Genomic DNA, 24,899 nt, shown 5'->3' on the forward strand with positions numbered 1-24,899 from the left:
GGGCTGGTCTGGGCAGACTGGTCACGCGCGCCGCGCCGAAGGGGGCAGACGGTCCTCGTGGCCGCGTGTCCGTCGGAGGCGCGATGGGCCAGTTTGGCGAACGCAGGGCGCGTACGCCACAATTGGCCGTTCCCACGCGCGAGTGGCGGAACGGCAGACGCGCTGCGTTCAGGTCGCAGTGTCCGAAAGGGCGTGGGGGTTCAAATCCCCCCTCGCGCACGTGAGCTGAAGGCCCCCAACCACCACGGTTGGGGGCCTTCGCTCGATCCCCTCCGCTGGCGCGCCCCAACGCGTCCAGGGACGGTGCCTACTATCGCCTCATGAGAATCGCAGTGCTCGGCACCGGCATCGTCGGCCAGACCATCGCCGGCAAGCTCGACGAGCTGGGCCACTCAGTGGCCATCGGCACCCGTGACCCCGAGGCGACCGCGGCCCGGGTCGACCCCGACCAGATGGGCAACCCGCCGTTCACGACCTGGCACGCCGCCCACCCCGGGGTCGAGCTGACCAGCTTCGCCGACGCCGCAGCCGGTGCCACCCTGGTCGTCAACGCCTCCTCCGGCATGGTCGCCCTCAGCGTCCTGGGTCTGGCCGGAGCGGACAACCTCAACGGCAAGGTGCTGCTCGACATCTCCAACCCGCTCGACTTCACCGCCGGCTTCCCGCCCACGCTCTTCGTCAAGGACAGCGACTCCCTGGCCGAGCAGGTGCAGCGGGCCTACCCCGGGGCGAAGGTCGTCAAGGCCCTCAACACCCTGACCGCCTCCCTGATGGTCGACCCGCAGTCCCTCGGTCAGTCCAGCACCGTGTTCGTGTCGGGTGACGACGCGGACGCCAAGGCCGAGGTCGTCGCGCTGTTGCAGGCCTTCGGGCACGACGACGTCATCGACCTCGGCGCCCTGGAGACCGCTCGGGGTGCCGAGATGCTGCTGCCCCTGTGGCTTCGCCTGATGGGTACGCTGGGCACCGGCCAGTTCAACTTCAAGGTGGTCCGCTGACGGCACTCCCCTGACCGGGCACCGAGCACGCGGGCCGCTGCTACCAGCCGGTCTCCTGGTCCTGGGCCTCGCGGTAGGCCTTGAGCAGGCCACCCCGCGCACGGAAGTTCAGGGCGGCAGCCGCGTTGGGGTTCAGGCCCATCTTGGCGGCCGCGACACCCAGGGGCTCGCCCACCACCGCGGTCCGCCACAGGATCTCCCGCCACCGGGGTGGGAGCGTGGCCAGGGCATCCATCATCACGGTGTGCTCCACGAACGCCTCTGCCGCATCGGGCTCGGCGTTGTCGAGGACGTCAGGATCATCGACCAGGAACTCCCGGGCGCTCCGGCGGATTCCGTCGACGTAGAGGTTGCGGATCGTCGCGACCAGGTAGGGGCGGAACGCGATCTTCGGACCGGCCCCGTGGAGGATCGCCACGAGCACCTTGGTGAAGGCCTCGGAGACGAGGTCCTCGGCAACCCCGTGCCCCGCGATGCCCCTCGCCGCCCTCAGCGCCGACGCGTGGTAGCGCGTGTACAACGTCGCCGTCGCGGACTCGTCGCCCGCCCGGACGGCCTCGATCAGGGCCGAGTCAACCTCCTCGCCGGGAGCGTGGTGCTGCCCGACACCGGAGTCGTGCTGCTCATCGGCGTCGGTGCCGCGCCGAGGGTGTGGCGCGTCCGAACCGACGGGTAGCGCTGACATCGGTACCTCCTCGTCGAGAGGTCCGGTCCGGACCTCGATGTGCGTTGTCATGGTTCGACTGCTCCAGCGATCCCGCGTGTTGACGTCGACGCGAGGGGTGGTGCTACTTTCGGGCGGGGTTGTCGAACGTTTTGCAGGGGTCGCGGGTCGGCGAGCAGGCCGACGGCATACCGACCCCATGCACCCGGAAGGGGAGGACGGGTGAGGCAACCAGCTCAAGGTGGCGATGGTCACCGCACCCGCCTCCGGGATGTCGACCCGGGCCGTCTGGGGATACCGGCTGCGGCCGGTCGACGTGCTGTGCAGTCTCTGTCGAGTTGTGGACCAGCCTTGGTGCTGAAGGACAACTCCAGACTGGCTGCCGAGGACTCCGCACACACGGGGGGAACTACCTGTCTTGGTGCCACGACGGTGCGGGCCGTCCTGGGTACCTCGTCGGGTGGGGAGACAACTCGATGCAGGGGGATCAGGAGATGCCGGACCAGGAGTCGATGACCACGAGGGCGCCGTCGCAGGAGACGGTGGCCTCGTGGCGCTTGGTGATGACCGTCCTCGCACGGTCGATGAACGTGAAGCTGGGGCTCGTGACCCGGCACACGGAAGACGGTGCGATCGAGATGACCGCACCCAGCCTTGAGCAGGACTACTACGACCCGGGAGAGCGGCTGGCTCTCGAGCCGGGCCTGCTGTGTGAGTACGTCATCACCAACCAGGCCGAGCTCGTCGTGGCTGACAGCCGCAGCGAGGCGGAGTGGGTGGAGAACCCCGATGCCCGGCGCGGGCTGCTGGCCTATCTCGGCTTCCCCGTCTACTGGCCCGACGGTGACGTCTTCGGGACCATCTGTGTCCTGGACGACTCGCCTCGCGACTTCAGCCAGGCCGATCGACGGCTGCTGCTGTCAGCCCGCGACGCCATCCACGACTCGTTGGGCGTGGCGATGGCGACCCAGCGTGTCGACCAGGGCGCCGCGGTCCGGGCGCCGATGGGGTCGTGGGACTACGACCCGGCGAACGACCTGCTGAGGTTGTCCCCCTCCATCCTCCGACACCACGGCATGGCTGACGCGAGCAGCTGGTCCATCGACCAGTGGCTCGACGGCTTCCCGGAGGACCAGCGCTCGCCGCTGGGCGACGGCATCGCCGCCGTTGCCGAGGGGCTGACCCGGACGTTGAGCCTGGCGGTGCTCGTGCCCGGCCCCGACGGCAGTGCCCTCGTACGGATCACCGCGCGGGGCCTTCACGACGACGCGCACCGCGTGGTCTCCATCGTGGGCAGTCACTGGGTGCTGCCCGACTCCACGGTGCCGGCCCCCCACGTCGTCGACCCCTTCTTCTCGCGTGACCCGATGACGGGGCTGCCCACCCGCGTCGAGCTGGAGTACCGCGTCCAGCGAAGCCTGGAACGACACCCAGGTCAGGCTCCCGGAGCGCAGGTGGTCATGGCGATCATCGAGGTGACCAACGTCGGCGGGATCGTGCACGCGGACGGCATCGACGCCGCCGACACGGTCATGGTCGGACTCGCCGACCGGCTGCGCGGGGCCGACCGCTTCGTCGCTGCCCTGGGTTTCGGACACTTCGCGGTGCTGGTCAGTGCCACGGCAGCCGGTGCGGCGCAGCGGCTGGCCCTGGCCCTGCGCAGGGAGGTGGCAACCCTCCCCTCGGCCGGTTCGGTGACGCCGAACATCTCGATAGGGACCGTCGACGTGGTCGAGATCGCCTCCGGGTCCCCCGGTGAGTTCCTCGCCGAGGTCACCCGCGGGCCGCGGCGGGAGGCTCCGAGGGACCGGGACGTCAACCGCGCCGCCACCGCCCTGACCGAACGCCAGAAGGAGATCGCGACCCTCGTCGCGCAGGGCTTGTCGAACCGTGAGATCGCCGACGCCCTGGTGATCACCGTGCGCACGGTGGAGGGACACCTCGACGGCATCCGCGACAAGCTCGGGCTGACCAGTCGGACCCAGCTGGTGGGCCTGGTCCTCACCCGGCCGGAGGTGGTGGCTCGGCTCAGTCCTGCGGCCGCAACCGGTAGGTCAGGACGGCGTTCCCGACCGACGTGACCTGGCTGTCGACGAGGTCGAGCCGGGTGATCGGCACGGACTCGTCGAAGAGCCGACGACCGACACCGGCCACCGGGTGCGTGGTCAGCGTCAGCTCGTCGATGACACCGGCCAGGAACAGTGACCGGATGGTGTCGATGCCGCCCACGACCGAGATACCGCCACCCTCGGACTCCTTGAGCTCCCGGACGTGGGCGGCCGGGTCGCCGTCGATGACGGTGCTGTTCCAGCCGAGGTCACCCGATCGCGTCGAGGACACCACGTGCTTGCGCACCGGGTTGATGAACTGGCCGAACGGGTCGTCGGCACCCGCGGACTGCCAGTACTGCGACCACTCGTCCCACAGCTTGCGGCCGATGACCACGTCGGTGACGCCGCCGATGGCCTTGCCCATCATCTCCATCTCCTCCGGCCCGAAGCGGTCGAACTGCCACTGGTCGGGGGCCTCCACGACGCCGTTGACGGAGTTGAACAGGTGGGCGGAGACTTTTCTGGCCATGGTCGGAGCCTTTCGCACGAGGGTGGGATTCGTCGATACAGACCATGCCACCCGGCAGAACTCATCGCGCCACCAAATGCCGGGCAACGGTCCGTCACGGCTCCCGCACGTGGCTATTGTCAGCGCAGCGGCCATGGCGAGACCTTTCCGAGCGAATGAGGCGCAATGCAGTCGAGCACCAGCACCCTGACCACTCCCGACGGAACCCAGCTGCACGTCAACAGGTGGTTGCCCGACGGCCCAACCAAGGCCGTGGTCCAGGTCGCGCACGGCATGGCCGAGCACTCTGACCGCTACGCTCGCTTCGGTGAACGGCTGACTGCAGCGGGGTATGCCGTGTACGCGAGCGACCACCGCGGCCACGGCTCCACGGCGCGCACCGCCCAGGACGCGGGCTACTTCGCCGACGACCACGGGTGGGACACCGTGGTGGACGACCTGCACCTCGTGACCGAGCACGCGCTGTCCGAGAACCCGGGTCTGCCGTTCTTCCTCTTCGGCCACAGCATGGGCTCGTTCCTCAGCCGCTCCTTCGTCACGCGGTTCGGCGGGGAGCTCGACGGGCTGGTGCTGTCCGGCACGGCCGGCGACCCGGGCGCGCTGGGCAAGGTGGGCCTCGCGCTCGCCTCCGCCCAGGCCCGGCTGCGCGGCCGTCGCCACCCCAGCGGCCTGATGGACCAGCTCACCTTCGGCCAGTACGGCGCGGCCTTCAAGCCGAACCGCACCAAGTTCGACTGGCTCTCCCGGGACGAGGCCGAGGTCGACAAGTACGTCGCCGACGAGCGCTGCGGCAACGTGTTCACGAGCGGCTTCTTCGTCGACCTGCTGGGCGGGCTCGCTGCCATCAACGCGGACTCGGAGGTGGCCCGCGTGCCCAAGGAGCTGCCCATCCACCTCATCGCCGGGTCGCTCGATCCCGTCGGCGCCAAGGGCAAGGGGGTCCAGCAGGTCGCCGACCAGTACCGCCGCCTCGGCGTGCAGGACGTCAGCGTGAAGCTGTGGCCCGAGGCGCGCCACGAGGTCCTGAACGAGACCAACCGCGACGAGGTGATGGACGAGGTGGTGGGCTGGCTCGACGCCCACCTCCCCGTGCGGGGCTGAGCCACGCGGCATACCCGAAGTTCCCCCCGTGGGCCGAAAGTTGTGGCGCCGACCATGTCGAGAACCGACCGACGGCTCCGTCCTGGGGGTGATGGCGGCCAGAATGGCCGGCACGGACGAAGGAGATGACGATGGCCAAGTACCTGCTGCTCAAGCACTACCGGGGCGGTCCGGAGCGGAGCCCCCAGGGCTGCATCCCCATGGACCAGTGGACTCCCCAGGAGATCTCGGACCACATCGGGTTCATGCACCACGTCGCCGACACGCTCAGCGAGCGGGGTGAGTTCGTCGACGCCGATGGGCTCTCGCCCGAGGGCGCCTTCGTGCGGTACGACGGCGAGGGCAAGCCGCCGGTGACCGACGGCCCGTTCGCCGAGACCAAGGACCTGATCGCCGGCTGGATGGTGATCGACGTCGACTCGGTGGAGCGCGCCCACGAGGCGGCGGCGTTCCTCTCGTCGGCCCCCGGCCCGGGTGGCGTCCCCCTCAACGAGTGGATCGAGGTCCGGGCGTTCATGTCCGAGCCGCCCGTCATCACGGAGTGACCGGGCGATGAGCGAGCTCGACGAGCTGCTCAAGCAGCTCGGACCTCAGGTGCTCGGCATCCTCGTCCGCCGCGGAGCAGACTTCGCGGCGGCCGAGGACGCCGTGCAGGAGGCCCTCGTCGAGGCGTTCCGTCGCTGGCCGTCCGCGCAGCCCGACGAGCCCAAGGCGTGGCTCGTCACGGTGGCGTCGCGCAGGTACGTCGACGCGGTGCGATCGGAGGCCGCGCGGCGCAGGCGGGAGGAGCGGTTCCACGAGGAGCCGGCGCCGGGCGCCACCGAACGGGCCGACGACACGCTCCTGCTGTTGTTCCTCTCCTGCCACCCTGCGCTCTCGCCGACCTCCGCGGTGGCGCTGACCCTACGCGCCGTCGGCGGGCTGACCACGCGCCAGATCGCCCAGGCCTACCTCGTCCCCGAGGCGACCATGGCGCAGCGGATCAGCCGCGCCAAGCGCACCATCTCGGGCGAGCGGCTGACCCATCCGGGCGACCTCGCTGTCGTGCTGCGCGTCCTCTACCTCGTGTTCAACGAGGGCTACACGGGCGAGGTCGACCTGGCAGCGGAGGCGATCCGGCTGACCCGTCAGCTGGCTGCGGCATCCGACGAACCCGAGGTGGCGGGCCTGCTGGCACTGATGATGCTGCACCACGCCCGGCGGGCGTCGCGCCGCACGGAGGCCGGCGAGCTCGTGACGCTGGCCGACCAGGACCGTTCCCGGTGGGACACGACCGCGATCGCCGACGGGGTGCGGATCCTGCAGAACGCCTTGGCCCGCGACCAGCTCGGTGAGTTCCAGGCCCAGGCCGCCATCGCGGCGCTGCACGCCGACGCCCGGTCCGCGGCGGAGACCGACTGGACGCAGATCCTGGAGTGGTACGACGAGCTCACCCGCCTCACCGACAGCCCCGTCGTCGCGCTGAACCGCGCCGTCGCCGTCGGCGAGGTCGACGGCCCGCTCGCCGGCCTCCGAGCCCTGGCCGCCGTGGACGCAACCGTCCCCCGCCACGTCGCCGTCGCGGCATACCTGCACGAGAAGGCCGGGGACCTCGACCAGGCACACGCGTTGTATGCCGCGGCGGCCAGGGCGGCGACCAGCGCGGCGGAGCGCGACCACCTCACCCGTCAGGCGGCCAGACTGCGCGGCTGAACGGGACGAACGGCGGGCGGCTGGGCTCGACGTCGAACCCTTCGCCGGTCCTCGCACCGGACCCTCTGACAGACTCGGGCCATGGACCACGGGGCTTCATCGTCGGACTTCGCGTCTGCCTACCGCCACGGCTTCGCCCGCGTCGCGGCCTGCACCCTCCCCGTCCACGCGGGCGACCCCGCCCGCAATGCCGAGGCCGTCGTCGAGCAGGTGCGCCTGCGGCACGCGGAGGGTGTTGCGGTGGCCCTCTTCCCCGAGCTGAGCCTGTCCGGGTACGCCATCGACGACCTGCTGCTCCAGGACGTCCTCCTCGACGAGGTCGACCGCGCAGTGGTCACCCTCGCCGTGGCGACCAGGACCCTGCTTCCCGTCGTCGTCGTGGGCGCTCCATTGCGGCACGGCAACCGGCTGTTCAACTGTGCCGTCGTCATCCACCGTGGCGAGGTCCTCGGCGTCGTGCCGAAGTCCAACCTGCCCAACTACCGCGAGTTCTACGAGAAGCGGCACTTCGCCTCCGGCGACGACACCCGCAGCGACTGGTTCCACGCGCCGCACTGGCCGGGTGCCGACGAGGAGGGCGACCTCCCGTTCGGCCCCGACCTCATCTTCGAGGCCGACGACGTCCCCGGCCTCGCCGTCCACGTCGAGATCTGCGAGGACATGTGGGTGCCGGTCCCCCCGAGCGCCAAGGCCGCGCTGGCGGGAGCCACCGTGCTGCTCAACCTCTCCGCGTCGCCCATCACCGTGGGCCGCGCCGAGGACCGCCACCTGCTCGCCCGCTCGGCGAGCTCGCGGTGCAACGCGGCCTACCTGTATGCCGCGGCGTCGGCCGGTGAGTCCACGACCGACCTGTCCTGGGACGGCATGACGATGGTCTACGAGATGGGCGACCTGCTCGGGGAGAGCGAGCGCTTCCCGGACGGTGCCCGCGCCACCGTCGTCGACGTCGACCTCGACCGGTTGCGGCAGGAACGCATCCGACAGGGTTCCTTCGACGACAACCGCCGCGCCGAGCGGATCGACGCCAGCGACGGCGCGGACTTCCGCACCCTCGGCTTCGCCCTGAAGCCACCGTCGGGTGACATCGGGCTGCGCCGCAAGGTCGACCGGTTCCCCTTCGTGCCCGACGACGAGGCCCGCTTGGCGCTCGACTGCTACGAGGCCTACAACATCCAGGTGTCCGGGCTCGAGCAGCGGCTGCGGGCCATCGCCACCGACACCTGGCAGCCCAAGATCGTCATCGGCGTCAGCGGCGGGCTCGACTCCACGCACGCGCTCATCGTCGCGGCCAAGGCCATGGACCGACTCGGCAGGCCGCGCACCGACATCATCGGCTTCACGATGCCGGGCTTCGCCACGAGCGACGGCACCAAGACCAACGCGATCCACCTCATGGACTCCCTCGGGATCACGTGGGAGGAGCTCGACATCAGGCCGGCCGCGACCCAGATGCTCAAGGACCTGGCTCACCCCTTCGGGCGCGGCGAGGAGGTCTACGACGTAACCTTCGAGAACGTCCAGGCAGGCCTGCGCACCGACTACCTCTTCCGCGCCGCCAACCAGCGCGGTGGGATCGTCCTCGGCACGGGCGACCTGTCCGAGCTGGCGCTCGGGTGGTGCACGTACGGCGTCGGCGACCAGATGTCGCACTATGGGGTGAACAGCGGCGTGCCCAAGACGTTGATGCAGCACCTGATCCGGTGGGTGGTCGGCAGCGGCCAGTTCGAGGGCCCTGTCAACGGCACCCTCACCGAGATCCTCGACCAGGAGATCAGCCCCGAGCTCGTCCCGACCAGGGCGGGCGAGAAGCTCCAGTCCACGGAGGACTCCGTCGGGCCCTACGCGTTGCAGGACTTCACGCTGTACCACGTGCTGCGTCGCGGTTACCGCCCCAGCAAGATCGCGTTCCTGGCGCTCCACGCGTGGTCCGACCCGGAGTCCGGCGAGTGGCCCGCGGGATACCCCGAGGGCCGCCGCACGGCATACGACCTCGCGACGATCCGGCGCTGGATGGAGGTCTTCGTGCATCGGTTCTTCAGCAACCAGTTCAAGCGCTCCGCGCTCCCCAACGGCCCCAAAGTCGTTGCGGGTGGCTCACTCTCGCCCCGTGGCGACTGGCGTATGCCGTCCGACGTCACCGCCCGCGCGTGGCTGGAGGAGCTGCGGACCAGCGTCCCGGAGAGCTGACGTCTTCTCGCACTCCTGCATGACTGTGCTGTCAGTGACGGGTGCGACAGTGGTGGGGTGGCCGTCACCGTCGAGGACGTGCGCCGCATCGCGGCGCCACTGCCGCGCGCCTACGAGGTACTGGTCCGCGACCGGGTGAAGTGGCGGGTCGGCAGCATCGTGTGGCTGGCCTTCTCCCGCGACGAGACCGAGATGGGCTTCGCCTTTCCTCGCGAGGAGCGGGCGGCCCTGGTCGAGTCGGAGCCCGACGTGTTCTTCATGCCCGGACAGGTCGACCTGCGCTACCAGTGGGTCGAGGCGTGGACGGCGGCGATCGAGCTGGAGCGGCTTCCCGAGATCGTGCTGGACGCCTGGGAGATGGTCGTGCCCAAGTCGGTCTCGGCCCCCTGGTTCGCGAGCCTCAGAGCTGACCGCTGACGATCCACTCACACGCCGTGTGGAGGGCTGCCCACGGATCGGTGCCGAGCACGGTCGAGAACGACTCGCGCAGCCGGCCCTGCGGGTCGTGGAAGGTGGCGTTCCACTCGTGCCCGCGACCATTCACCGACAGGGACGCCCGCCGGATGAGCGTGCACGAGGTCACCTCGACGGACATGGCGCCGTTCGGGTGCACCTCCCGGCGCACGCAGAAGGCGTGGCCGCCGATGATGTCGGTGCAGCGTGCGGCTTCGGCGGCCCGGGACCGTGCCCGGTCGTACGCCGCCTGGGTGGCGTTGTTCAGCGACAGGGCCAGGGCCGATCGAGCCGGGGAGACGCCGGCCACGCTGCACGCGCTGGCGGCGTCGCTCATCGCCGACTCCCGGGCCATCCACGCCCGCGTCACGTCGGCGGCGAGCTGGTCGCGGGCTGTCGGCGAGGCGTTGGCGACGTACCACGCGTTGTCGAAGAGGCGCTCGATGACCGTCATTCGGGACTCCCTGCACAAGAGCCAGATGCTGGCGAGGAATGGGTGACGGGGCTGCGGATCAGGTGATGTCCCCCCGGCAGTCACCATCGTCGGGCCAGGAGTACTACGACACATCCGGCAGGGAGGGGCGCGCCTTCTCCATCAGGAGGACGAGGCGATCCTTGCGGATGCGGCGGTTTGGCTCCGGACGACCCCTCAGCGGCGCCGACCGCCACCGGACCGTCATCGCACCGAGTAGGGGTGGCGCCCCGAGCGTCCCCGGCGCATAGTGGAAATGGCGGCGTGGCGGGTGACCACGACCGTGCGCTGGGAGATGCGATGAGCCGCGAGACGACCCTGCCGGACCTGGTCCCTGTCCTGTCCGCGGGACGGCACCGCAACCCTCGCAAGGGCGCCTGCTTCATGGAGATGGCCTCCTTCCTCGCCGGCGAGCGCTGGAGCGACCACCCCGCGTGCACCCACCCGTTGCTGGCCGCGCTCGCCCGGATGGTCAACGACTCGCTCGGGGACGTCGACCGTCCCAGGCTGGTCACCCTCATCCCCGACGTGGTCGGCCTCACCGGGACCGACCTCGACCTCGACCTGGTCATCGCGACCCGCGCCGCCGCCGCGGCGCTTCCCGTGGCTCCGTCGACCCGCCAGAACGTGCTCGCCGTGGGCCTGCTGACGGCCCAGCGGCTGGCCGCGACCCGCCCCGCCGTGCGGGGCGACGTGGACGGCTGGTGCGCCACCGCGTTCGCGTCGGCTCCCGACGCCCACGCCTGGGCGGAGCGCTACGCGCGTGTCGCCCTGGTCAGCGAGCGGACCTATCGACGCCAGACCGCGCCACACACGGTCGCGTATGCCGTCGAGGGCCTCGCGGTTGCCTGCGTCGACGACGTCGCCGACCGGCTGGTCGGGTTGCTCCAGGACACCGTGGCCGATGTCGCCTCGCGGGTCGAGCGCACCAGCACCCCGGAGCCGGCCGCACGCGCGAGGGTCATGACCGGCTGATCTGTCGAGCCGGCGGGCGACCCCAAGCCGGCTCCAAGTGCCGCCCAAGTGGGTGGGGGCACCGTGTTCCGCACACCTTCTGACCTGCGGAACAAGGAGTCACCCATGACCATCGACCTCACCACCTCAACCCGCCGCGCCGAGGCACTGCGCGGCCTGTGCGACGGTGCGGTTCACCTGCCCGGCGACCCCGGGTACGACGCGGCACGCCTGCCGTGGAACGCGGCCCTCGACCAGCGGCCGGCGGCCGTGGCGCAACCGACCACGGTCGCCCAGGTGCAAGAGGTGGTCCGCGCGGCCGCCGCCGCCGACCTGCGGGTCGCCCCGCAGAGCACCGGACACAACGCGGGACCCCTCGTCGCCCAGGGCCTGGACGACGTCGTCGTCCTGCGCACGTCGGCGATGACCGGCGTGAGCATCGATCCGGTGCGCCGGATCGCCCGCGTCGAGGGCGGCGCCCTCTGGATGCACGCCACCGAGCCCGCCGGCGACCACGGCCTGGCTGCCCTGCACGGCAGCTCCCCCGACGTCGGCATCGCCGGCTACTCCCTGGGCGGGGGCATCGGTTGGTACGCCCGACGTCTGGGCCTGGCCACCAACAGCCTGACCGCCGTCGAGCTGGTGATGGCCGACGGTGAGCACGTCCGGGCCGATGTGCACCGCAACGCCGAGCTCTTCTGGGCACTGCGTGGCGGAGGCGGCAGCTTCGGCGTCGTCACCGCCCTGGAGTTCCGGCTCTACGCCATCGAGAGCGCCTATGCGGGGATGCTCATCTGGGACCGGGAGCTCGCGGACCCCGTGCTGCGCCGGTGGGCCCAGTGGGCTCCGGGCGCGCCCGACGACGTCACCACGTCCTTCCGCGTCCTCAACCTCCCGCCCATCCCGGACATCCCCGAGATGCTGCGCGGCCGCTCGGTCGTCGTCATCGACGGTGCCGTGCTCGGCTCGGACGAGGCCGGCCAGGCCGCGATCGCCGACCTGCGGGCCCTCTCCCCCGAGATCGACACGTTCGGGCGGGTGCCGGCGAAGTCCCTGGTGCGGTTGCACATGGACCCCGAGGGGCCGACGCCGGTGGTGTCCGACTCGGCGATGCTGGGTTCCCTCCCGGACGAGGCGATCGACGCCTTCCTGTCCGAGGTGGGGCCGGGCACGTCGTCCTCGCTCCTGATGGCCGAGCTGCGTCAGCTCGGAGGAGCGCTCGGCCGGACCCACGAGGGCGGCGGTGCGCTGTCCAGGCTCGACGGGCAGTTCGTCACCTTCGCGGGTGCCATGGCGATGACACCGGAGATGGCTGCCCAGGGTCAGCAGGACGCCCACCGGCTGACCAAGGTGCTGTCGCCCTGGTCCAACGGCCGCAGCTACCTCAACTTCGCCGAGACCGACGTCGACCCGCGCACTGCCTACACGGAGCGGACCTGGTTGCAGCTCAAGGGGATTCGTTCGGCCGTCGACCCGCACGGACTGTTCGTGGGCAACCACCGCATCCCGCGGCTCGTCGAGAACGGTCGCGTCACCGACTGAGGGTGGGCAGAGAGAGTCCTGACGGGGACCGGGGACGGGGGACAGAGGGGGACCGGTATGCCGCGTGGTCACCACGCGGCATACCGCCTCTCGGCGTGATGGGTCGGCGTCGCCGATATCGCCTGAAAGCACGAGCGTCACGGCGCGCCCCGCGCGTACTCTCGGGCGAATGAGAGTGGGTGTCCTCGGCGCCGTGCAGGCCCATCTCGGCGACGCGCCGGTCGATCTCGGCACGCGCAAGCAGCGCGCCCTGGTGGCCGCGCTCGCCATGAACCACGGGCGCCCGGTGTCGGTGGACGCCCTCGTCGACATGCTGTGGGCGGACGGTGCGCCACCCGGGGTGACCGGCACCCTGCAGGCCTACATCGCCGGCCTGCGCCGGACGCTCGAGCCGGGGCGCGCGGCCCGGGCACCGTCGACGGTCCTGGTGACGGTGGCGCCGGGATATGCGCTGCGGGTGGGCGAGGACGACCTCGACGCCGCCTCGTTCGACCGCGCCGTGAGCCGCGCCCACCGTCGGATCGGCCAGCTGGCGCGCCTGCACGATGCCAGTGGGCTCACCACCGAGGAGCTGAGCTCGATCGTCGCCGACCTCGACCGGGCTCTCGCCCTCTGGCGCGGCACGCCCTACCTCGAGCTCGAGGACGCACCCTTCGCGGTGGCCGAGCGCGCCCGGCTCGAGGAGCTGCGCGTCGTCGCCCTCGAGGACCGGGCAGTCGCCGCCCTGGAGCTCGGGCAACACGCTACTGTCGCCGGCGAGCTCGAGGCCCTCACGACGGCATACCCACTGCGCGAACGACTTTGGGGGCTGCGCGCGCTGGCCCTGACCCGGGCGGGCCGTCAGGCCGAGGCCCTGGACGCCTTGCGCGAGGTCCGCGAGGTCCTCGCCGAGGAGCTCGGCCTCGAACCGGGGCAGGAGCTGCGCGACCTGCAGGCGGCGGTGCTTCGGCAGGACCCCGCCCTGGACTGGCAGCCGGCGTCGCCTGCGGGGCAGCCGGCGTCCTGGACACCCGACGTGGCGACCGGCGGCACCGAGTCCGTGGGCGGAGGCGGGCCGACCCGGATCCAGTCGTTCGTCCCGACGCTTCCGCCCTGGCCCCTCGTCGGGCGGTCACCGCAGCTGGCGGAGCTGGTCGGCGCGCTGGACCAGGCCCAGTCGGGCACGGTGGCCCTCGCCGCGCTGGTCGGGGAGCCGGGCATCGGCAAGAGCCGCCTTGCGGGCGAGCTGGCCCGCGTGGCCAACGAACGCGGTGCGACCGTGTTGCTCGGACGGTGCTCGCAGGACGACGGGGCGCCCCCGCTGTGGCCGTGGCAGCAGGTGCTGCGCGGGCTCGGGCGTGAGCTGCCCGAGATGACCGACCAGGACGAGGACGGTGGGGGCAGGTTCCGCACGTGGGAGGCCATCGCGGGCGCGGTGGCCGAGGCCGCGACCGGTCGCACCGTCGTCGTGCTGCTCGACGACCTGCACTGGGCCGACGTCGCGTCGCTGCGCGTGCTGCGGTTGCTCGGAGAGACAGTGCAGGACGGCCGGCTGCTCGTGGTGGGCACGTGGCGCAGCCACCCCGAACCCACTGACGCGCTCCTCGACGCGGTGGAGATGTTCGCCCGTCGCCACGCGGTGCGGATCGACCTGCACGGGCTCACGGCGGGTGAGGCCTCGCGCGTCGTCGAGGCCGTGAGCGAGTCGACGCCTTCCCCTGACGAGGCCGCGTCGCTGAGGAAGCGGACCGACGGCAACCCGTTCTTCCTCGTGGAGTACGCCCGGCTGGCGCGCGAGGGCGGCGACCTGTCCGCCCTGCTGGCCGAAGCCAACCCCCCGGCCGCGGTGCACGACGTGCTCGCCCGGCGGCTCAAACGGCTGCCCGAGGAGAGCGTGTCGGCCCTGCGGTGGGCGGCGCTGGTCGGCCGGCAGTTCGACCTCGCCACCCTTTCCGCGGTCTCGCGCCTCGACGAGGAGGACCTGCTCGACCAGCTCGACCCCGCACTCGAGGCGGGGCTGGTCCGTGAGGACGGCATCGACCGCTACCTGTTCGGTCACGCGCTGGTGCGCGACACGATCTACGCAGCCATCCCCGCTGCCCGTCGCGCGCGAGCCCACGCCCGGGTCGCGGAGTCGCTGGCCGGCGGGCCAGGGCGAGAGACCGAGGTCGCGCGACACTGGCTGGCCGCCGGGCCGGCCCACGCGTCGCGTGCCTGGCTCGCAGCCGTCGGCGCAGCGGCCCTGGCGCGGCGGTTGCACGCCTACGAGGAGTCCGCAGACCTGCTCCGGTCGGCCCTCGACACCCTGCCGCAGGACCCTGACTCCACCGCACGCGAGCGGTACGACGTGCTGATGGACCTCGCGGACGCCCAGCGCTGGTCGGGCGACTGGGAGGGGCTGGTGGCGACAGCGGAGGCGGCGATCGCCGTCGCGGACGAGCTTGCGGACGTCGAGCTCCTCGGTCGGGCCGCCACCGTGACCTCCGTGGGGGCGCTGTGGCAGTCGGGACCCCACGGCACCGTCAACGCGGTGGTCGTCGAGGCGCTGCGTCGTGCGCTGGCGGGGCTGCCTCCCGCCGATGGCGGGCTGCGCTGCCGGGTGATGCTCGGCCTTGCCCTCGAGATCTACTACGGCTCGACCTTCGAGGAGCGGATGGCGCTCGTCGAGGAGGGTCTGGCCATGGCCCGGCGGATCGGCGACGACGACCTGCTGCTCGACGCCTGCCAGCTCTCCTACGTCGCCGTCTGGCGGACGTCCACCGCACCGCTGCGCCGAGACCTCGTCACCGAGGGGATGGAGCTGGCCCACCGGCTCGGCAACGAACGCGCGTACGTCGTCACCACGACGCTGCGGGCCGTGGTGGCCGGGGAACTCGGGCTGGTCGAGGAGATGTGGGAGCACGCGGTGGTGGCGCGCGACTGGGCCCAGCGGCTGCGGCTGCCGTACGGGCTCATCGTGCTGGACAGCCTGGAGCTGCCGTGGCTGGCGATGGCGGGGCGGTTCGACGAGTGCGTCGAGAGGATGGACGACATCGTCCGGCTGGACCAGGAGATGACGCTGTCGCAGACCGAGGACGCCACGGCCGGCGCCCTCATGTCGCTGCGGCTGTGGCAGGGCCGATCCCTCGAGGTGGCCCCGGTGCTCGAGCAGTTCGTGGAGCACAGTGTGCTGCCGGTGACCTCGACGATGCTCGTGTTCTGGCTGCGGGCCGGTGAGCTCGACCGTGCCAGGGAGTTTGCCGCCACCCACGCCGTGCGCGTCGACGACGACGACTGGTTCTCGATGCTCAACTGGTGTGCCGCGGCCGAGGCGTCCCTCGGCCTTGACGACCACGCGATGGCGTCGGCTGCCTACGACCGGCTGGCGGCGTACGCCGGCTACTCGTGCTGCGCCGGATCGGGCAACGCGATGGGGCCCGTCGACGCCTACCTCGCCCAGGCGGCGGCCGCGGTCGGCGAGGCGGACCTGGCCGCCAGCCACGCCGATCGCGCGCTCGAGCTGTGCGAGGAATGGCAGATCCCGCTGGCCGCGCAGTGGCTGCGTGACCAGCGGGAGCGCTACTCCTTCTGACGCCCAGACTGCTTAGTCGACATAGCGGAAGGCGATGGCCTCGCGCCGCTCGAAGGCCCGGCGGGTGAGCAGCCACAGGATGTGGTTGGGCCGACCGGTCTTCGCGAACACCTGACGCCGCAACGGTCCCGGCACGTCGTGGGCGGCCCAGGGCACCAGGGCGAGCACCTGGGCGAACGTGACCCCGGCCCTGAAGTGCTCCTCCTCGAGCTGCTCCCAGTCCTCGTGGGTGAGCACCCGCTGGATGATCGCGATGGCCTCGGTCTCCTCGTGCCGCAGGTGCCGTCCGAGGCTCTCCCGGGCCGCGCACAGCCGCACGGCCAGGGCCGCCCGGGCGTCCTCGTCGGCCTGGTGCGCGAGCCGTTCGAAGCCGGCGGCGCACGCTGTCAGGATCGGGTCGATCTCCGCGTGCTCCGCCTCCATGGCCTCCAGGACCTGGCGGTCCGCCTCGTCGGCGCGCTCGAGGAGGGCCGGCCAGAGACCGGCGTCCTCACCCGCGTGGTGGTGGTGGAGCACCTCGGCGAACAGCTCCCAGCGCGCCGCCAGCGCTCGCCAGGTCGACCGCGCCTCCGTGGGGGTGGCCGCGGCCGCCGTGGCGAAGGCCGCCAGGTCCCGGCGGAACCCGTGGTGCATGACGTACATCATCGTCATGTCGACCGGTCCCGGGTGGGCGGCCGTCTGTCCGGGGAAGGTGAGCTGTTCCGGCCAGGTGGGTGCAGTGGTGGTGGTCATGACAGGTTTCCTCTCAGGTCAACGGTTCTGGGTCAGGTGGTCAGGCGCGGTCAGCGGCTGGTGACGGTTTCGAGCTCGTCGTCCCAGAGGTCCTCGTCCGAGAGGCCCACGTCCTCGGTGCCGCTCACCCCCACAGCCACGGGCAGGGATGCCGGGTTGCCCGGCGCGCCGCCGCGGGTCACCGCGGGCGCCGTGGTCAGAGGGGCCGGCTCGAGGTCGAGGTCCTCGTCCGTGACCTCTGCTCGCACGTGCGGCAGGAGGCGGTCGAGCCACCGGGGGACCCACCAGTTCCAGTCGCCCAGGAGCGACATGGTGGCCGGCACCAGGACCATCCGGACGACCGTCGCGTCGAGCAGGATCGCGGCTGCCATGCCGATGCCGAGCTGCTTGACCACGACGTCCACCTCGCTGGCGAAGCCGAGGAAGACCGCGACCATGATGGCCGCCGCACTCGAGATCACCCGCCCGGTGGCGGACAGCCCCCGCACGACGCTGCCGTGCGAGTCGCCCGTGCGTGCCCAGTCCTCGCGGATCCGGGAGAGCAGGAACACCTCGTAGTCCATGGAGAGGCCGAAGAGGATGGCGAACATCAGGATCGGCACCCAGCTCGACACGGCCATGGGGTGGTCGAGGCCGAGCAGGTCGGTGGCCCAGCCCCACTGGAACACGGCCGTCAGGACGCCATAGGCGGCACCGATGCTCAGCAGGTTCATGACTGCCGCCTTGAGCGGGATCACGACCGAGCGGAAGACCAGCGCCAGCAGGAGGACCGAGACGGCGACGACGAAGGCGATGACGACCCACAGGCGTCCGGCGAGCATCTGGGCGATGTCGGCGAAGAACGCCGTGCCCCCCGTCAGCTCAGCGCCGGCAGGCAGCTGGGCGCGCACACTGCGCACGAGGGCACCAGTGCGCTCGTCGGTCGGCCCATAGGCGGGGATCGCGTCGAACACGCTGATGGCCGAGTCGGGCGACGTGACCGCAGGCGTCACGTCGACGATGTCGGAGCGCTCCTCGAGGGCTCGGGCCAGCGAAGCCACAGCGGCGTCCCCGAGCCTGGAGCGGTCGACCACGACGGTGAGCGGCCCGTTGCTCCCGGGCCCGAACTCGGCACTGACGAGGTCGTAGGCCCGACGGGTCGTGAGCTCCGTGGACTGGCTGCTCGGGTCCTGCGGCCAGGTCCGCATCTCGAGGGCCGGAACGGCCAGGGTGAGCATGACGATCGCGGCGGCCATCGCCCACAGCAGCGGACGCCTGGCGACCTTGACCGCCCACCGTGCCGTGAACGGCATACGGGCTGGGGCGCCCTTGGCCCGTGCCGCGCGGCCACGCCGGGTGGCGCCTCCGCGCCGGACCGTGCGGGGCAGCAGCCGACGGCCGGCGAAGCGGCACAGCACCGGCACGAGGGTGAGCGAGGCGGCCATCACGCACAGCACGGCGATGGCGGTCGCGAAGCCGAAGGAGCTGTAGACGGGCAGCCCGGCGAGCCGCAGGCCCATCAGCGAGACGAGCACCGTGCTGGCCGCGAAGACCACCGACCGACCGGCTGTCGCGGCGGCGCGCCCGGCGGACTCGGTCACGCTGAAGCCCTGCGCGAGGTACTCGGCGTGGCGCGTGACGAGTAGCAACGCGTAGTCGATGCCGACGCCGAGTCCGACCATGGTCGCGACCATCGGGGCGGCCGTGCTGACGTCCATGACGGCGGCGAGCAGGGTGACGCCAGCGGTGCCGACACCGAGTCCGACGAGTGCGGTGGCGATCGGCAGGCCGGCACTGACCACGGACCCGAAGGCGAAGACGAGGATGACGAGCGCTGCGACGATGCCGATGATCTCGCCACGACCCTCCATCGGGGCGGCCGCGCTCTCGGGCAGCTCTCCCCCGAGCTCGACCTGCAGACCCGCGGCGCGCAGTGGTGCGACGGCGGCGTCCAGCGGCTCGAGGTGGCCCATGAGGTCGGGGTCGGTGACAGGGGCGTCGTAGCTGACGTTGACGACTGCCGTGTCGCCGTCGGCCGAACGCTGTGCGGGGAACACCTGCACGACGTGCGGCATCTGCTCCAACCGGCTCGAGAGGCCGGACAGGGTCCCGTCGGTGGGCCGGTCGCCGGAGCGGTCGTGCACCACCACGCGGGCGGCGGTGCCGCCGGCGCCGGGAAGGTGGGCGCGCAGCTGGTCGATGCCGACCTGGGAGCGTGCGCCCGGGACGTCGTAGTCGTCCTGGGGTGTGCCGCCGAGGGTCGCGGCGAGACCGGCGACCACGAGGGCGATGAGCAGCCAGGCGGAGAGCGTCCGCCACGGGTGGGCAGCGGCGCCGCGGCCGAGTCGGTAGAGCAAGCGGGTCATGGTGGGTCGTCCTTCGAAGGCAGAGGTGAACTGGTCGGGACCAGCGTCGGCTCACCTGCTTGTGCGCCACTTGGGACTGACTTGGGGTGCTCAGCCGGGCAGCGACCCTCAGCCGGGCAGGGCGACCTCGACGCGAAGGGCGTGGTGGTCCGAGGCATCCGAGCGCACCACCTGCGCCGACAGGGGGCGCACACCCCCGCCCACCCAGACGTAGTCGATGCGACGTGGCGGAGGTTCGGCCTCGAAGGTGTGCCCGTCGCCGTCACCCGCGACGGTCCAGGCATCCTCGAGCCGCCCGGCGAGGCAGCTGTGTGCCGGGGAGCCGGGTGTCGTGTTGAGGTCGCCGAGGAGGACGGTCGGGCGTTCGTCGAGGGTGGCGACGATCGCTTCCGCCTGCCGGGTCCGCTCGGTCTCGCTGTCCCACTGCAGGTGGGTGCCGAGGACCCGCAGGGCGGTGCCGTCCACGAGGACGGTGGCCTCGAGCATGCCGCGCTGCTCACTGCCGGGGAAGCACGGCAGCAGGGTGTTGGTCACGGACTCCAGCGGCAGGCGACTCAGCAGGGCAGTGCCGTACTGGGCTCGCGGTGATCCGGGGTGGGCGGGCTCGGCGTCGAGGTTCGCGGCATACGCGAGGTGCCAGCCCAGGAGCTGGGCGAGCAGACCCGGCTGGTCCTCGAACCGGCTCTGTGCCCGGCGGCGCCGGTCCACCTCCTGAAGCCCCACGAGGTCGGCGTCGGTGGCCGCGATGACGTCAGCGATCCGGCGCAGGTCCAGCACGCCGTCGAGGCCGACCCCGCTGTGGATGTTGTAGCTGAGCAGGGTGAGGGTCATGAACGCCTCTCCGCCGTCAGCGCGGGGGTCGCCGCAGGAGCGGCGGCAGGTAGGCGGCCCCGGGAGCGTCGGGGGTGGAGGCGGCGTAGTCGGAGGGGTTCGAGATGCCGCACTGCCGCAGCGAGAGGCAGCCGCACCCGATGCACGAGTCGAGCTTGTCGCGCAACGCCTCCAGGGCCGCGACCTGCTCGTCAAGCCTCGTCCTCCAGTGGGCCGAGATGCGGTGCCAGTCGGACTTCGTGGGCGTGCGGTTGGCGGGCAGGTTCGACAGCTCGCGTCGGATCTCGTCGAGGGTCAGCCCGACATTGCCCGCAGCCCGGATGAAGGCCAGCCGGCGCAGCACGCTGCGGGCGTACCGTCGCTGGCCGCCCGACGTGCGGGACGCCTCGATCAGCCCCTCGCGCTCGTAGTAGCGCAGCGCCGAGGCCGCGAACCCACTGCGCTCGGCGACCTCGGAGACGGTCAGCACGTCGGTCGTGTCCACGCCCTCCACTCCTCCTCGGATCGGGGCTTGACTTCAAGTTCACTTTAACTTTGATGATGTCTCCATCAGCCGAACAGCGCAACTGGAGGCACCATGCACACCGCCCTCATCACGGGTGGCTCGGCCGGGCTCGGCCTGGCCCTCACCCGGGACCTCGCCGCAGACGGGTGGCACGTGGTCGTCGACGGCCGGGACACCACCCGGCTCCAGGAGGCCGTCGGCTCACTGCCCGGAACCATCACCCAGGTCGCCGGGGACGTGACCGACCCGGCGCACCGCGAGGCGCTCGCTGCCGCGGTGGCGACGAGCGGCCGGCTGGACCTGTTGGTGCACAACGCCAGCACCCTCGGACCCACCCCACTGCCGCCACTGGCCGAGGTCGACCCCGACGGCCTCGACGACGTCTGGCTCACCAACGTCGCAGCCCCGCTGGCCCTCACCCAGCTCGTCCTCCCGGCGTTGCGCGCCTCGGGCGGGGTGCTGGTGGGCATCTCCTCGGACGCCGCGGTGGAGCACTACGAGGGATGGGGTGCGTATGCCGCGTCGAAGGCCGCCCTGGACCACGTCATCCTGACGCTGGGCGTCGAGAACCCGCAGGTCGCCGCCTATGCGATCGACCCGGGGGACATGCGGACGGCGATGCACCAGGCCGCCTTCCCCGGCCAGGACATCAGCGACCGACCGCTCCCGGAAACGGTCGTGCCGGCCATTCGAGCGCTGATTCGCGAGCGCCCGGCCAGCGGCCGGTACCGGGCCGCCGACTTCGCCCAGGAGGCGTCGGCGTGACCCGCCTGTCCGTCGCCCCGCTGACCCGCGTCGACAGCCCCGACGCCACCACTGCTCCCGGGCCACCCGAGGAGCGTGGCGTCGCCCGGGACGAGGTGCGGATGCTCGTGGCCACCGACCAGGGAGTCGCGCACGCACGCTTCCGGGACCTGCCGGCATACCTCGCGCCCGGTGACCTGGTCGTGGTCAACAACTCGGCCACCCTCGCGGCGGAGTTCGACGCCCTGGCCGGCGGTCGCGGCCCGGTCGTCGTCCACGCCGCGACCAGGCTCGACGACGGCACCTGGGTGGTCGAGCTGCGCACCCCGCCTGATGCGTCCCGCGCCGTCCTGGACGCGCAGGTCGGCGAGGAGCTCGAGCTCCCGGCCGGCGGGCGACTCACCCTGCTGGCGCCCTACCCGCGGGCCGACTCCTCCCCCACCGGCAGCGGCAACCGGCTCTGGCGGGCAGCGGTGAGCGGCCCGCGCGCGCTCGAGCAGCACCTCGTGAGGTACGGAAGGCCGATCGCCTACGGCCATCTCGACCGGAGCTACCCGCTGGCGGCCTACCAGACGGTCTTCGCCACGCGTCCGGGCAGCGCCGAGATGCCAAGTGCCGCAAGGCCGTTCAGCCCCGAACTGGTCACCAGGCTGGTCGCGACCGGCATCGGCGTCGCGGTGGTCACGCTGCACACGGGGGTCTCGTCGCAGGAGGCGGGCGAGGCGCCACAGCCCGAGTGGTTCGAGGTGTCCGCGACGGTGGCCCGGCTGGTCAACGCCACTCGAGCCGCCGGTGGCCGCGTCGTGGCGGTCGGGACGACGGTGACCCGCGCTCTCGAGTCCGCGGTCCTTGACGGGGCCGACAGCGGCGGCGGCGGCGAGGTGGCTGCGAGGTCTGGGTGGACGACCCGGGTGGTCACCCGCGACGACCCGCCCCGGGTGGTGAACGGGCTGGTCACTGGGTGGCACGACCCCCAGGCCTCGCACCTGCTGCTCGTCGAGGCCGTGGCCGGGCAGGACCTGACCCAGCGCGCCTACGACGAGGCGGCGCGGGGCGGCTACCTGTGGCACGAGTTCGGCGACTCGGCCCTGCTGCTCCCGAGCCGGCCGGGAGGCGCGTCCTGAGCGATCTGCCTAGGATCCGGACATGACCCTCGGTGACCTGCTCGTCGACGCCTTCACGCGGATTCGCCAGGGTGCCGAGGATGCCGTCCGAGGACTGTCGCCGGAACAGCTCGCGCAGCGTCCGACGCCGAACTCCAACTCGATCGCGTGGCTGGTCTGGCACCTGACCCGCATCCAGGACGACCACATCGCGGAGGTCGCCGACCACGAGCAGGTGTGGACGAGCGCGGGCTGGCACGAGCGGTTCGGGCTGCCCTTCGTGCCGGCCGACACCGGCTACGGCCACACCCCCGACCAGGTCGCCCGGGTGCGCGGCCTCGACCCGGACCAGCTGGTCGGCTACCTCGACGCGGTGCACGCCGTCACGGTCGACTACGTCCGGCCGCTCACCCCGGACGACCTCGGCCGGGTGGTCGACGAGCGCTGGGACCCGCCGGTCACGCTGGGGGTCCGGCTGGTCAGCGTCGTCAACGACGACCAGCAGCACGTCGGTCAGGCCGCCTTCCTCCGCGGGCTGCTGGACGGCTGAGCGCGACCCCTAGCGATAGCGGCGGGCGAGCTCGACCGCCCGGCTCGGGTAGTCGGAACCGAAGAGCACCGCGTGGACCATCAGCGGGTGCAGCTGGTGCAGCGCCACCCGCTGGGGCCACTGGGCGTCGAGGCGGTGCTGCTCGAGGTAGCCGCCGATGACGAAGTCCCAGTGCGGGCACCCGAACAGCGCGAGCATCGCCAGGTCGGTCTCGCGGTGGCCACCGTGCGCCGCCGGGTCGATGAGGACTCCCCCGCTCGGGGTCCACGCGATGTTGCCCGACCACAGGTCGCCGTGGATGCGGGCCGGCGTCGCCCCGTCGTCGAACTCCCCGTGGCTCACCCGGCGCGCCAACCGCTCGAAGAGCGCAATATCGGAATGGTGGTAGATACCCCTATCGACCCCCATCGACAGCATCGGGAGGAGTCGCTGCTCGGCGTAGAACTCGCCCCACGTCTCGGTCGGCCGCAGCGGCAGGGGCAGCAGCTCGGTCGCCGGGCCGAGGAAGCCGTCGCCCTCCCAGCCGTCCGGAGGGCTCCCGTATGCCGCGGCGCCGGCATCGTGGGTCCGGGCCAGGGCGGCGCCGAACGCCTCGGCCATCGCCGGGTCCGGGTTGGCGAAGGTCAGCTTCCGCAGGTCCAGGTGGTCGGAGGCCACGTCGAGCACGGTGACCACCTCGGCCCCGCCCGGCGCGCTCGCGAGCCAGGCCAGCCCGGCCGCCTCCCACCGGAAGTAGCCGTCCGGCGCCGACCGGCTGCCCTTGCGGAAGACCGACGAGGGCTGCTCGCTCACCGGGGGGCCCCGGGTCGGAGCCGCGCGTGTGCCATCCCGACATCTAACCGCGTGTCCACGTCACCGCACGTCCGCGCTCGGGCGGCCACACGGCATACCGGAAGTTTGTGGTCCCGGGACGCCGACTGGCGGGTACGGTGAGCGTGAACACCACGTCGCCTAGGAGCGCCCATGGCCGAGCTGGCCTCCGTCCCGGACCTCACTCCGGACAACACCCCGAGCATCCCGAGCAGTGCGGACGGTGCGAATGCCGGGGACCTCTCGAGCACCACACCCGCCACGCGGATCACCGAGCAGGACGCGCGCGAGGCCGAGGCGCTCCACCAGGACGCCGGCGCCCGCAGCCTGGCCGCGGCCCAGCGCCTGATGTCCGAGCTCGCGGGCTCACTCGAAGGTCTCGACGACCTCGCTCCCTACCTCGACCGGCTGGTGGCTGCGGTCAACGCCAACATCGACGGCTGCGACGCGGTGGGGGTCACGGTGGTCATGGAGGACCGACCGCGCACCGCGGCGTACACCACGGCCGGGACGCTCGAGATCGACGCCGTGCAGTACGCCGTCGGCGACGGGCCCTGTCTGGACGCGTTCCGGAACGGGCGCGAGAACCTCGTCGACTTCGCCGGGGGCGAGGAGCGCTGGCCCGCCTTCATGGCAGGCTGCGAGGCCGGCGAGGTGCAGTCCCTGCTCGCGCTGCCCCTGGAGTCCGGGGGGCGGCGGTTCGGGGCCCTGAACCTCTACGGCTACGAGCGGCACGCGTTCGACCACAGCGACCTGGTGCTCGTGCGGATGGCTGCCGCTCGCGCGGCCGATGCCCTGGCAGCTGCGGTGCAGGTCGCCGGCGCCCGTCAGGTGGCGGCGCAGATGGAGCAGGCGATGGCCAGTCGCGCCGTCATCGAACAGGCCAAGGGCGTGCTCATGGGCCGGCACTCGATCAGCGAGATCGTGGCCTTCGAGCTGCTCCGGCGCCAGTCCCAGGAGCAGAACCTCAAGCTGCGCGTGCTGGCTTCCCAGATCGTCGCCGAAGCTCGATCCTCGCGTTCCGAGGCGCTGTGAGCTAGTCTCGGCTTCACCTGAAGCAACCGGGTTTGGCCACACGGCCATCCC

22 protein-coding genes and 1 tRNA gene are annotated in these 24,899 nt (G+C 71.8%); 15 read left to right on the top strand and 8 right to left on the bottom strand.

Annotation, left to right across the window (positions count from 1 at the left end; all coding sequences use genetic code 11):
- Window positions 1-136 precede the first annotated feature (136 nt).
- A tRNA-Leu gene (locus AC1DWR_RS12910) sits at window positions 137-219 on the top strand.
- A 101-nt stretch (window positions 220-320) separates the two neighbouring features.
- Complete coding sequence (locus AC1DWR_RS12915) at window positions 321-998, top strand: NADPH-dependent F420 reductase (protein ID WP_477614259.1); 678 nt, start codon at window positions 321-323, stop codon at window positions 996-998.
- 40 nt (window positions 999-1,038) lie between these two features.
- Here AC1DWR_RS12915 and AC1DWR_RS12920 read toward each other — a convergent pair whose 3' ends face one another.
- Entirely contained in the window at window positions 1,039-1,734 is a 696-nt protein-coding gene (locus AC1DWR_RS12920) for an RNA polymerase sigma factor (protein WP_477624580.1), read from the bottom strand.
- 422 nt (window positions 1,735-2,156) lie between these two features.
- On the opposite strand from AC1DWR_RS12920, the gene AC1DWR_RS12925 reads away from it, so the two are divergent.
- A complete protein-coding gene (locus tag AC1DWR_RS12925) occupies window positions 2,157-3,743 on the top strand; it encodes a LuxR C-terminal-related transcriptional regulator (protein ID WP_477624581.1) in 1,587 nt (528 codons plus the stop codon).
- Here the strand turns inward: AC1DWR_RS12925 and AC1DWR_RS12930 are convergent.
- Window positions 3,691-4,242 (bottom strand): dihydrofolate reductase family protein, encoded by a 552-nt coding sequence (locus tag AC1DWR_RS12930; RefSeq protein ID WP_477624582.1) that lies wholly within the window; start codon window positions 4,240-4,242, stop codon window positions 3,691-3,693. The two genes, AC1DWR_RS12925 and AC1DWR_RS12930, sit on opposite strands and share 53 nt — an antisense overlap.
- Before the next feature lie 165 nt (window positions 4,243-4,407).
- Between AC1DWR_RS12930 and AC1DWR_RS12935 the strand changes: the two genes are divergently transcribed.
- The 5 genes from AC1DWR_RS12935 to AC1DWR_RS12955 all read left to right on the top strand — a co-directional run bounded on the left by AC1DWR_RS12935 (window position 4,408) and on the right by AC1DWR_RS12955 (window position 9,639).
- Complete coding sequence (locus AC1DWR_RS12935) at window positions 4,408-5,343, top strand: lysophospholipase (protein ID WP_477624583.1); 936 nt, start codon at window positions 4,408-4,410, stop codon at window positions 5,341-5,343.
- Window positions 5,344-5,474: 131 nt separating this feature from the next.
- A complete protein-coding gene (locus AC1DWR_RS12940) occupies window positions 5,475-5,888 on the top strand; it encodes a YciI family protein (RefSeq protein ID WP_477624584.1) in 414 nt (137 codons plus the stop codon).
- Window positions 5,889-5,895: 7 nt separating this feature from the next.
- The gene (locus AC1DWR_RS12945) at window positions 5,896-7,035 is read left to right on the top strand and encodes an RNA polymerase sigma factor (protein WP_477624585.1); all 1,140 of its coding nucleotides are present in this window, start codon (window positions 5,896-5,898) and stop codon (window positions 7,033-7,035) included.
- 81 nt (window positions 7,036-7,116) lie between these two features.
- Window positions 7,117-9,222, top strand: coding sequence for an NAD(+) synthase (locus AC1DWR_RS12950; RefSeq protein WP_477614266.1), 2,106 nt, complete (start codon window positions 7,117-7,119; stop codon window positions 9,220-9,222).
- A 57-nt stretch (window positions 9,223-9,279) separates the two neighbouring features.
- On the top strand, window positions 9,280-9,639 hold the full coding sequence (locus AC1DWR_RS12955) for an MmcQ/YjbR family DNA-binding protein (protein ID WP_477624586.1): 360 nt from the start codon (window positions 9,280-9,282) through the stop codon (window positions 9,637-9,639).
- On the opposite strand, the gene AC1DWR_RS12960 is transcribed toward AC1DWR_RS12955, so the two are convergent.
- Window positions 9,623-10,129, bottom strand: coding sequence for a hypothetical protein (locus AC1DWR_RS12960; protein WP_477614268.1), 507 nt, complete (start codon window positions 10,127-10,129; stop codon window positions 9,623-9,625). The genes AC1DWR_RS12955 and AC1DWR_RS12960 overlap by 17 nt on opposite strands.
- Before the next feature lie 318 nt (window positions 10,130-10,447).
- Between AC1DWR_RS12960 and AC1DWR_RS12965 the strand changes: the two genes are divergently transcribed.
- From AC1DWR_RS12965 to AC1DWR_RS12975, 3 genes are all read left to right on the top strand, one after another.
- Entirely contained in the window at window positions 10,448-11,122 is a 675-nt protein-coding gene (locus tag AC1DWR_RS12965) for a hypothetical protein (protein ID WP_477614269.1), read from the top strand.
- Between the two features lie 105 nt (window positions 11,123-11,227).
- A complete protein-coding gene (locus AC1DWR_RS12970; RefSeq protein WP_477614270.1) occupies window positions 11,228-12,643 on the top strand; it encodes an FAD-binding oxidoreductase in 1,416 nt (471 codons plus the stop codon).
- Between the two features lie 169 nt (window positions 12,644-12,812).
- A complete protein-coding gene (locus tag AC1DWR_RS12975) occupies window positions 12,813-16,193 on the top strand; it encodes a BTAD domain-containing putative transcriptional regulator (RefSeq protein WP_477614271.1) in 3,381 nt (1,126 codons plus the stop codon).
- A gap of 12 nt (window positions 16,194-16,205) precedes the next feature.
- Here AC1DWR_RS12975 and AC1DWR_RS12980 read toward each other — a convergent pair whose 3' ends face one another.
- The 4 genes from AC1DWR_RS12980 to soxR form a co-directional block, all read right to left on the bottom strand.
- Complete coding sequence (locus AC1DWR_RS12980) at window positions 16,206-16,925, bottom strand: hemerythrin domain-containing protein (protein WP_477614272.1); 720 nt, start codon at window positions 16,923-16,925, stop codon at window positions 16,206-16,208.
- Window positions 16,926-16,975: 50 nt separating this feature from the next.
- Entirely contained in the window at window positions 16,976-19,270 is a 2,295-nt protein-coding gene (locus AC1DWR_RS12985) for an MMPL family transporter (RefSeq protein ID WP_477614273.1), read from the bottom strand.
- A gap of 108 nt (window positions 19,271-19,378) precedes the next feature.
- On the bottom strand, window positions 19,379-20,101 hold the full coding sequence (locus AC1DWR_RS12990) for an endonuclease/exonuclease/phosphatase family protein (RefSeq protein WP_477614274.1): 723 nt from the start codon (window positions 20,099-20,101) through the stop codon (window positions 19,379-19,381).
- A gap of 16 nt (window positions 20,102-20,117) precedes the next feature.
- Window positions 20,118-20,585 carry a redox-sensitive transcriptional activator SoxR gene (gene soxR / locus AC1DWR_RS12995; RefSeq protein WP_477614275.1) on the bottom strand — a complete coding sequence of 156 codons (468 nt, stop codon included), beginning with the start codon at window positions 20,583-20,585 and terminating at the stop codon, window positions 20,118-20,120.
- Between the two features lie 93 nt (window positions 20,586-20,678).
- Between soxR and AC1DWR_RS13000 the strand changes: the two genes are divergently transcribed.
- From AC1DWR_RS13000 to AC1DWR_RS13010, 3 genes are read left to right on the top strand one after another with little or no spacing between them, the layout of a single operon-like run.
- Window positions 20,679-21,371, top strand: coding sequence for an SDR family NAD(P)-dependent oxidoreductase (locus AC1DWR_RS13000; RefSeq protein WP_477614276.1), 693 nt, complete (start codon window positions 20,679-20,681; stop codon window positions 21,369-21,371).
- Window positions 21,368-22,474 (top strand): S-adenosylmethionine:tRNA ribosyltransferase-isomerase, encoded by a 1,107-nt coding sequence (locus AC1DWR_RS13005; RefSeq protein WP_477614277.1) that lies wholly within the window; start codon window positions 21,368-21,370, stop codon window positions 22,472-22,474. Before AC1DWR_RS13000 ends, AC1DWR_RS13005 begins: the two co-directional genes overlap by 4 nt.
- A 22-nt stretch (window positions 22,475-22,496) precedes the next feature.
- Entirely contained in the window at window positions 22,497-23,003 is a 507-nt protein-coding gene (locus AC1DWR_RS13010; RefSeq protein ID WP_477614278.1) for a mycothiol transferase, read from the top strand.
- Between the two features lie 9 nt (window positions 23,004-23,012).
- Here the strand turns inward: AC1DWR_RS13010 and AC1DWR_RS13015 are convergent, their stop codons facing one another.
- On the bottom strand, window positions 23,013-23,795 hold the full coding sequence (locus AC1DWR_RS13015) for a fructosamine kinase family protein (RefSeq protein WP_477614279.1): 783 nt from the start codon (window positions 23,793-23,795) through the stop codon (window positions 23,013-23,015).
- 171 nt (window positions 23,796-23,966) lie between these two features.
- Between AC1DWR_RS13015 and AC1DWR_RS13020 the strand changes: the two genes are divergently transcribed.
- On the top strand, window positions 23,967-24,848 hold the full coding sequence (locus tag AC1DWR_RS13020; RefSeq protein WP_477614280.1) for a GAF and ANTAR domain-containing protein: 882 nt from the start codon (window positions 23,967-23,969) through the stop codon (window positions 24,846-24,848).
- The last annotated feature ends 51 nt before the right edge of the window (window positions 24,849-24,899 follow it).

The sequence above is a fragment of the Pedococcus sp. P2_E2 genome, from assembly GCF_056403955.1.

Bases quoted from the DNA above. Each gene is read 5' to 3' on its own strand.
- AC1DWR_RS12915 (WP_477614259.1), top strand. From the start codon at position 321: ATGAGAATCGCAGTGCTCGGCACCGGCATCGTCGGCCAGACCATCGCC.
- AC1DWR_RS12920 (WP_477624580.1), bottom strand. From the start codon at position 1,734: ATGACAACGCACATCGAGGTCCGGACCGGACCTCTCGACGAGGAGGTA.
- AC1DWR_RS12925 (WP_477624581.1), top strand. From the start codon at position 2,157: ATGCCGGACCAGGAGTCGATGACCACGAGGGCGCCGTCGCAGGAGACG.
- AC1DWR_RS12930 (WP_477624582.1), bottom strand. From the start codon at position 4,242: ATGGCCAGAAAAGTCTCCGCCCACCTGTTCAACTCCGTCAACGGCGTC.
- AC1DWR_RS12935 (WP_477624583.1), top strand. From the start codon at position 4,408: ATGCAGTCGAGCACCAGCACCCTGACCACTCCCGACGGAACCCAGCTG.
- AC1DWR_RS12940 (WP_477624584.1), top strand. From the start codon at position 5,475: ATGGCCAAGTACCTGCTGCTCAAGCACTACCGGGGCGGTCCGGAGCGG.
- AC1DWR_RS12945 (WP_477624585.1), top strand. From the start codon at position 5,896: ATGAGCGAGCTCGACGAGCTGCTCAAGCAGCTCGGACCTCAGGTGCTC.
- AC1DWR_RS12950 (WP_477614266.1), top strand. From the start codon at position 7,117: ATGGACCACGGGGCTTCATCGTCGGACTTCGCGTCTGCCTACCGCCAC.
- AC1DWR_RS12960 (WP_477614268.1), bottom strand. From the start codon at position 10,129: ATGACGGTCATCGAGCGCCTCTTCGACAACGCGTGGTACGTCGCCAAC.
- AC1DWR_RS12965 (WP_477614269.1), top strand. From the start codon at position 10,448: ATGAGCCGCGAGACGACCCTGCCGGACCTGGTCCCTGTCCTGTCCGCG.
- AC1DWR_RS12970 (WP_477614270.1), top strand. From the start codon at position 11,228: ATGACCATCGACCTCACCACCTCAACCCGCCGCGCCGAGGCACTGCGC.
- AC1DWR_RS12975 (WP_477614271.1), top strand. From the start codon at position 12,813: ATGAGAGTGGGTGTCCTCGGCGCCGTGCAGGCCCATCTCGGCGACGCG.
- AC1DWR_RS12980 (WP_477614272.1), bottom strand. From the start codon at position 16,925: ATGACCACCACCACTGCACCCACCTGGCCGGAACAGCTCACCTTCCCC.
- AC1DWR_RS12985 (WP_477614273.1), bottom strand. From the start codon at position 19,270: ATGACCCGCTTGCTCTACCGACTCGGCCGCGGCGCCGCTGCCCACCCG.
- AC1DWR_RS12990 (WP_477614274.1), bottom strand. From the start codon at position 20,101: ATGACCCTCACCCTGCTCAGCTACAACATCCACAGCGGGGTCGGCCTC.
- AC1DWR_RS13000 (WP_477614276.1), top strand. From the start codon at position 20,679: ATGCACACCGCCCTCATCACGGGTGGCTCGGCCGGGCTCGGCCTGGCC.
- AC1DWR_RS13010 (WP_477614278.1), top strand. From the start codon at position 22,497: ATGACCCTCGGTGACCTGCTCGTCGACGCCTTCACGCGGATTCGCCAG.
- AC1DWR_RS13020 (WP_477614280.1), top strand. From the start codon at position 23,967: ATGGCCGAGCTGGCCTCCGTCCCGGACCTCACTCCGGACAACACCCCG.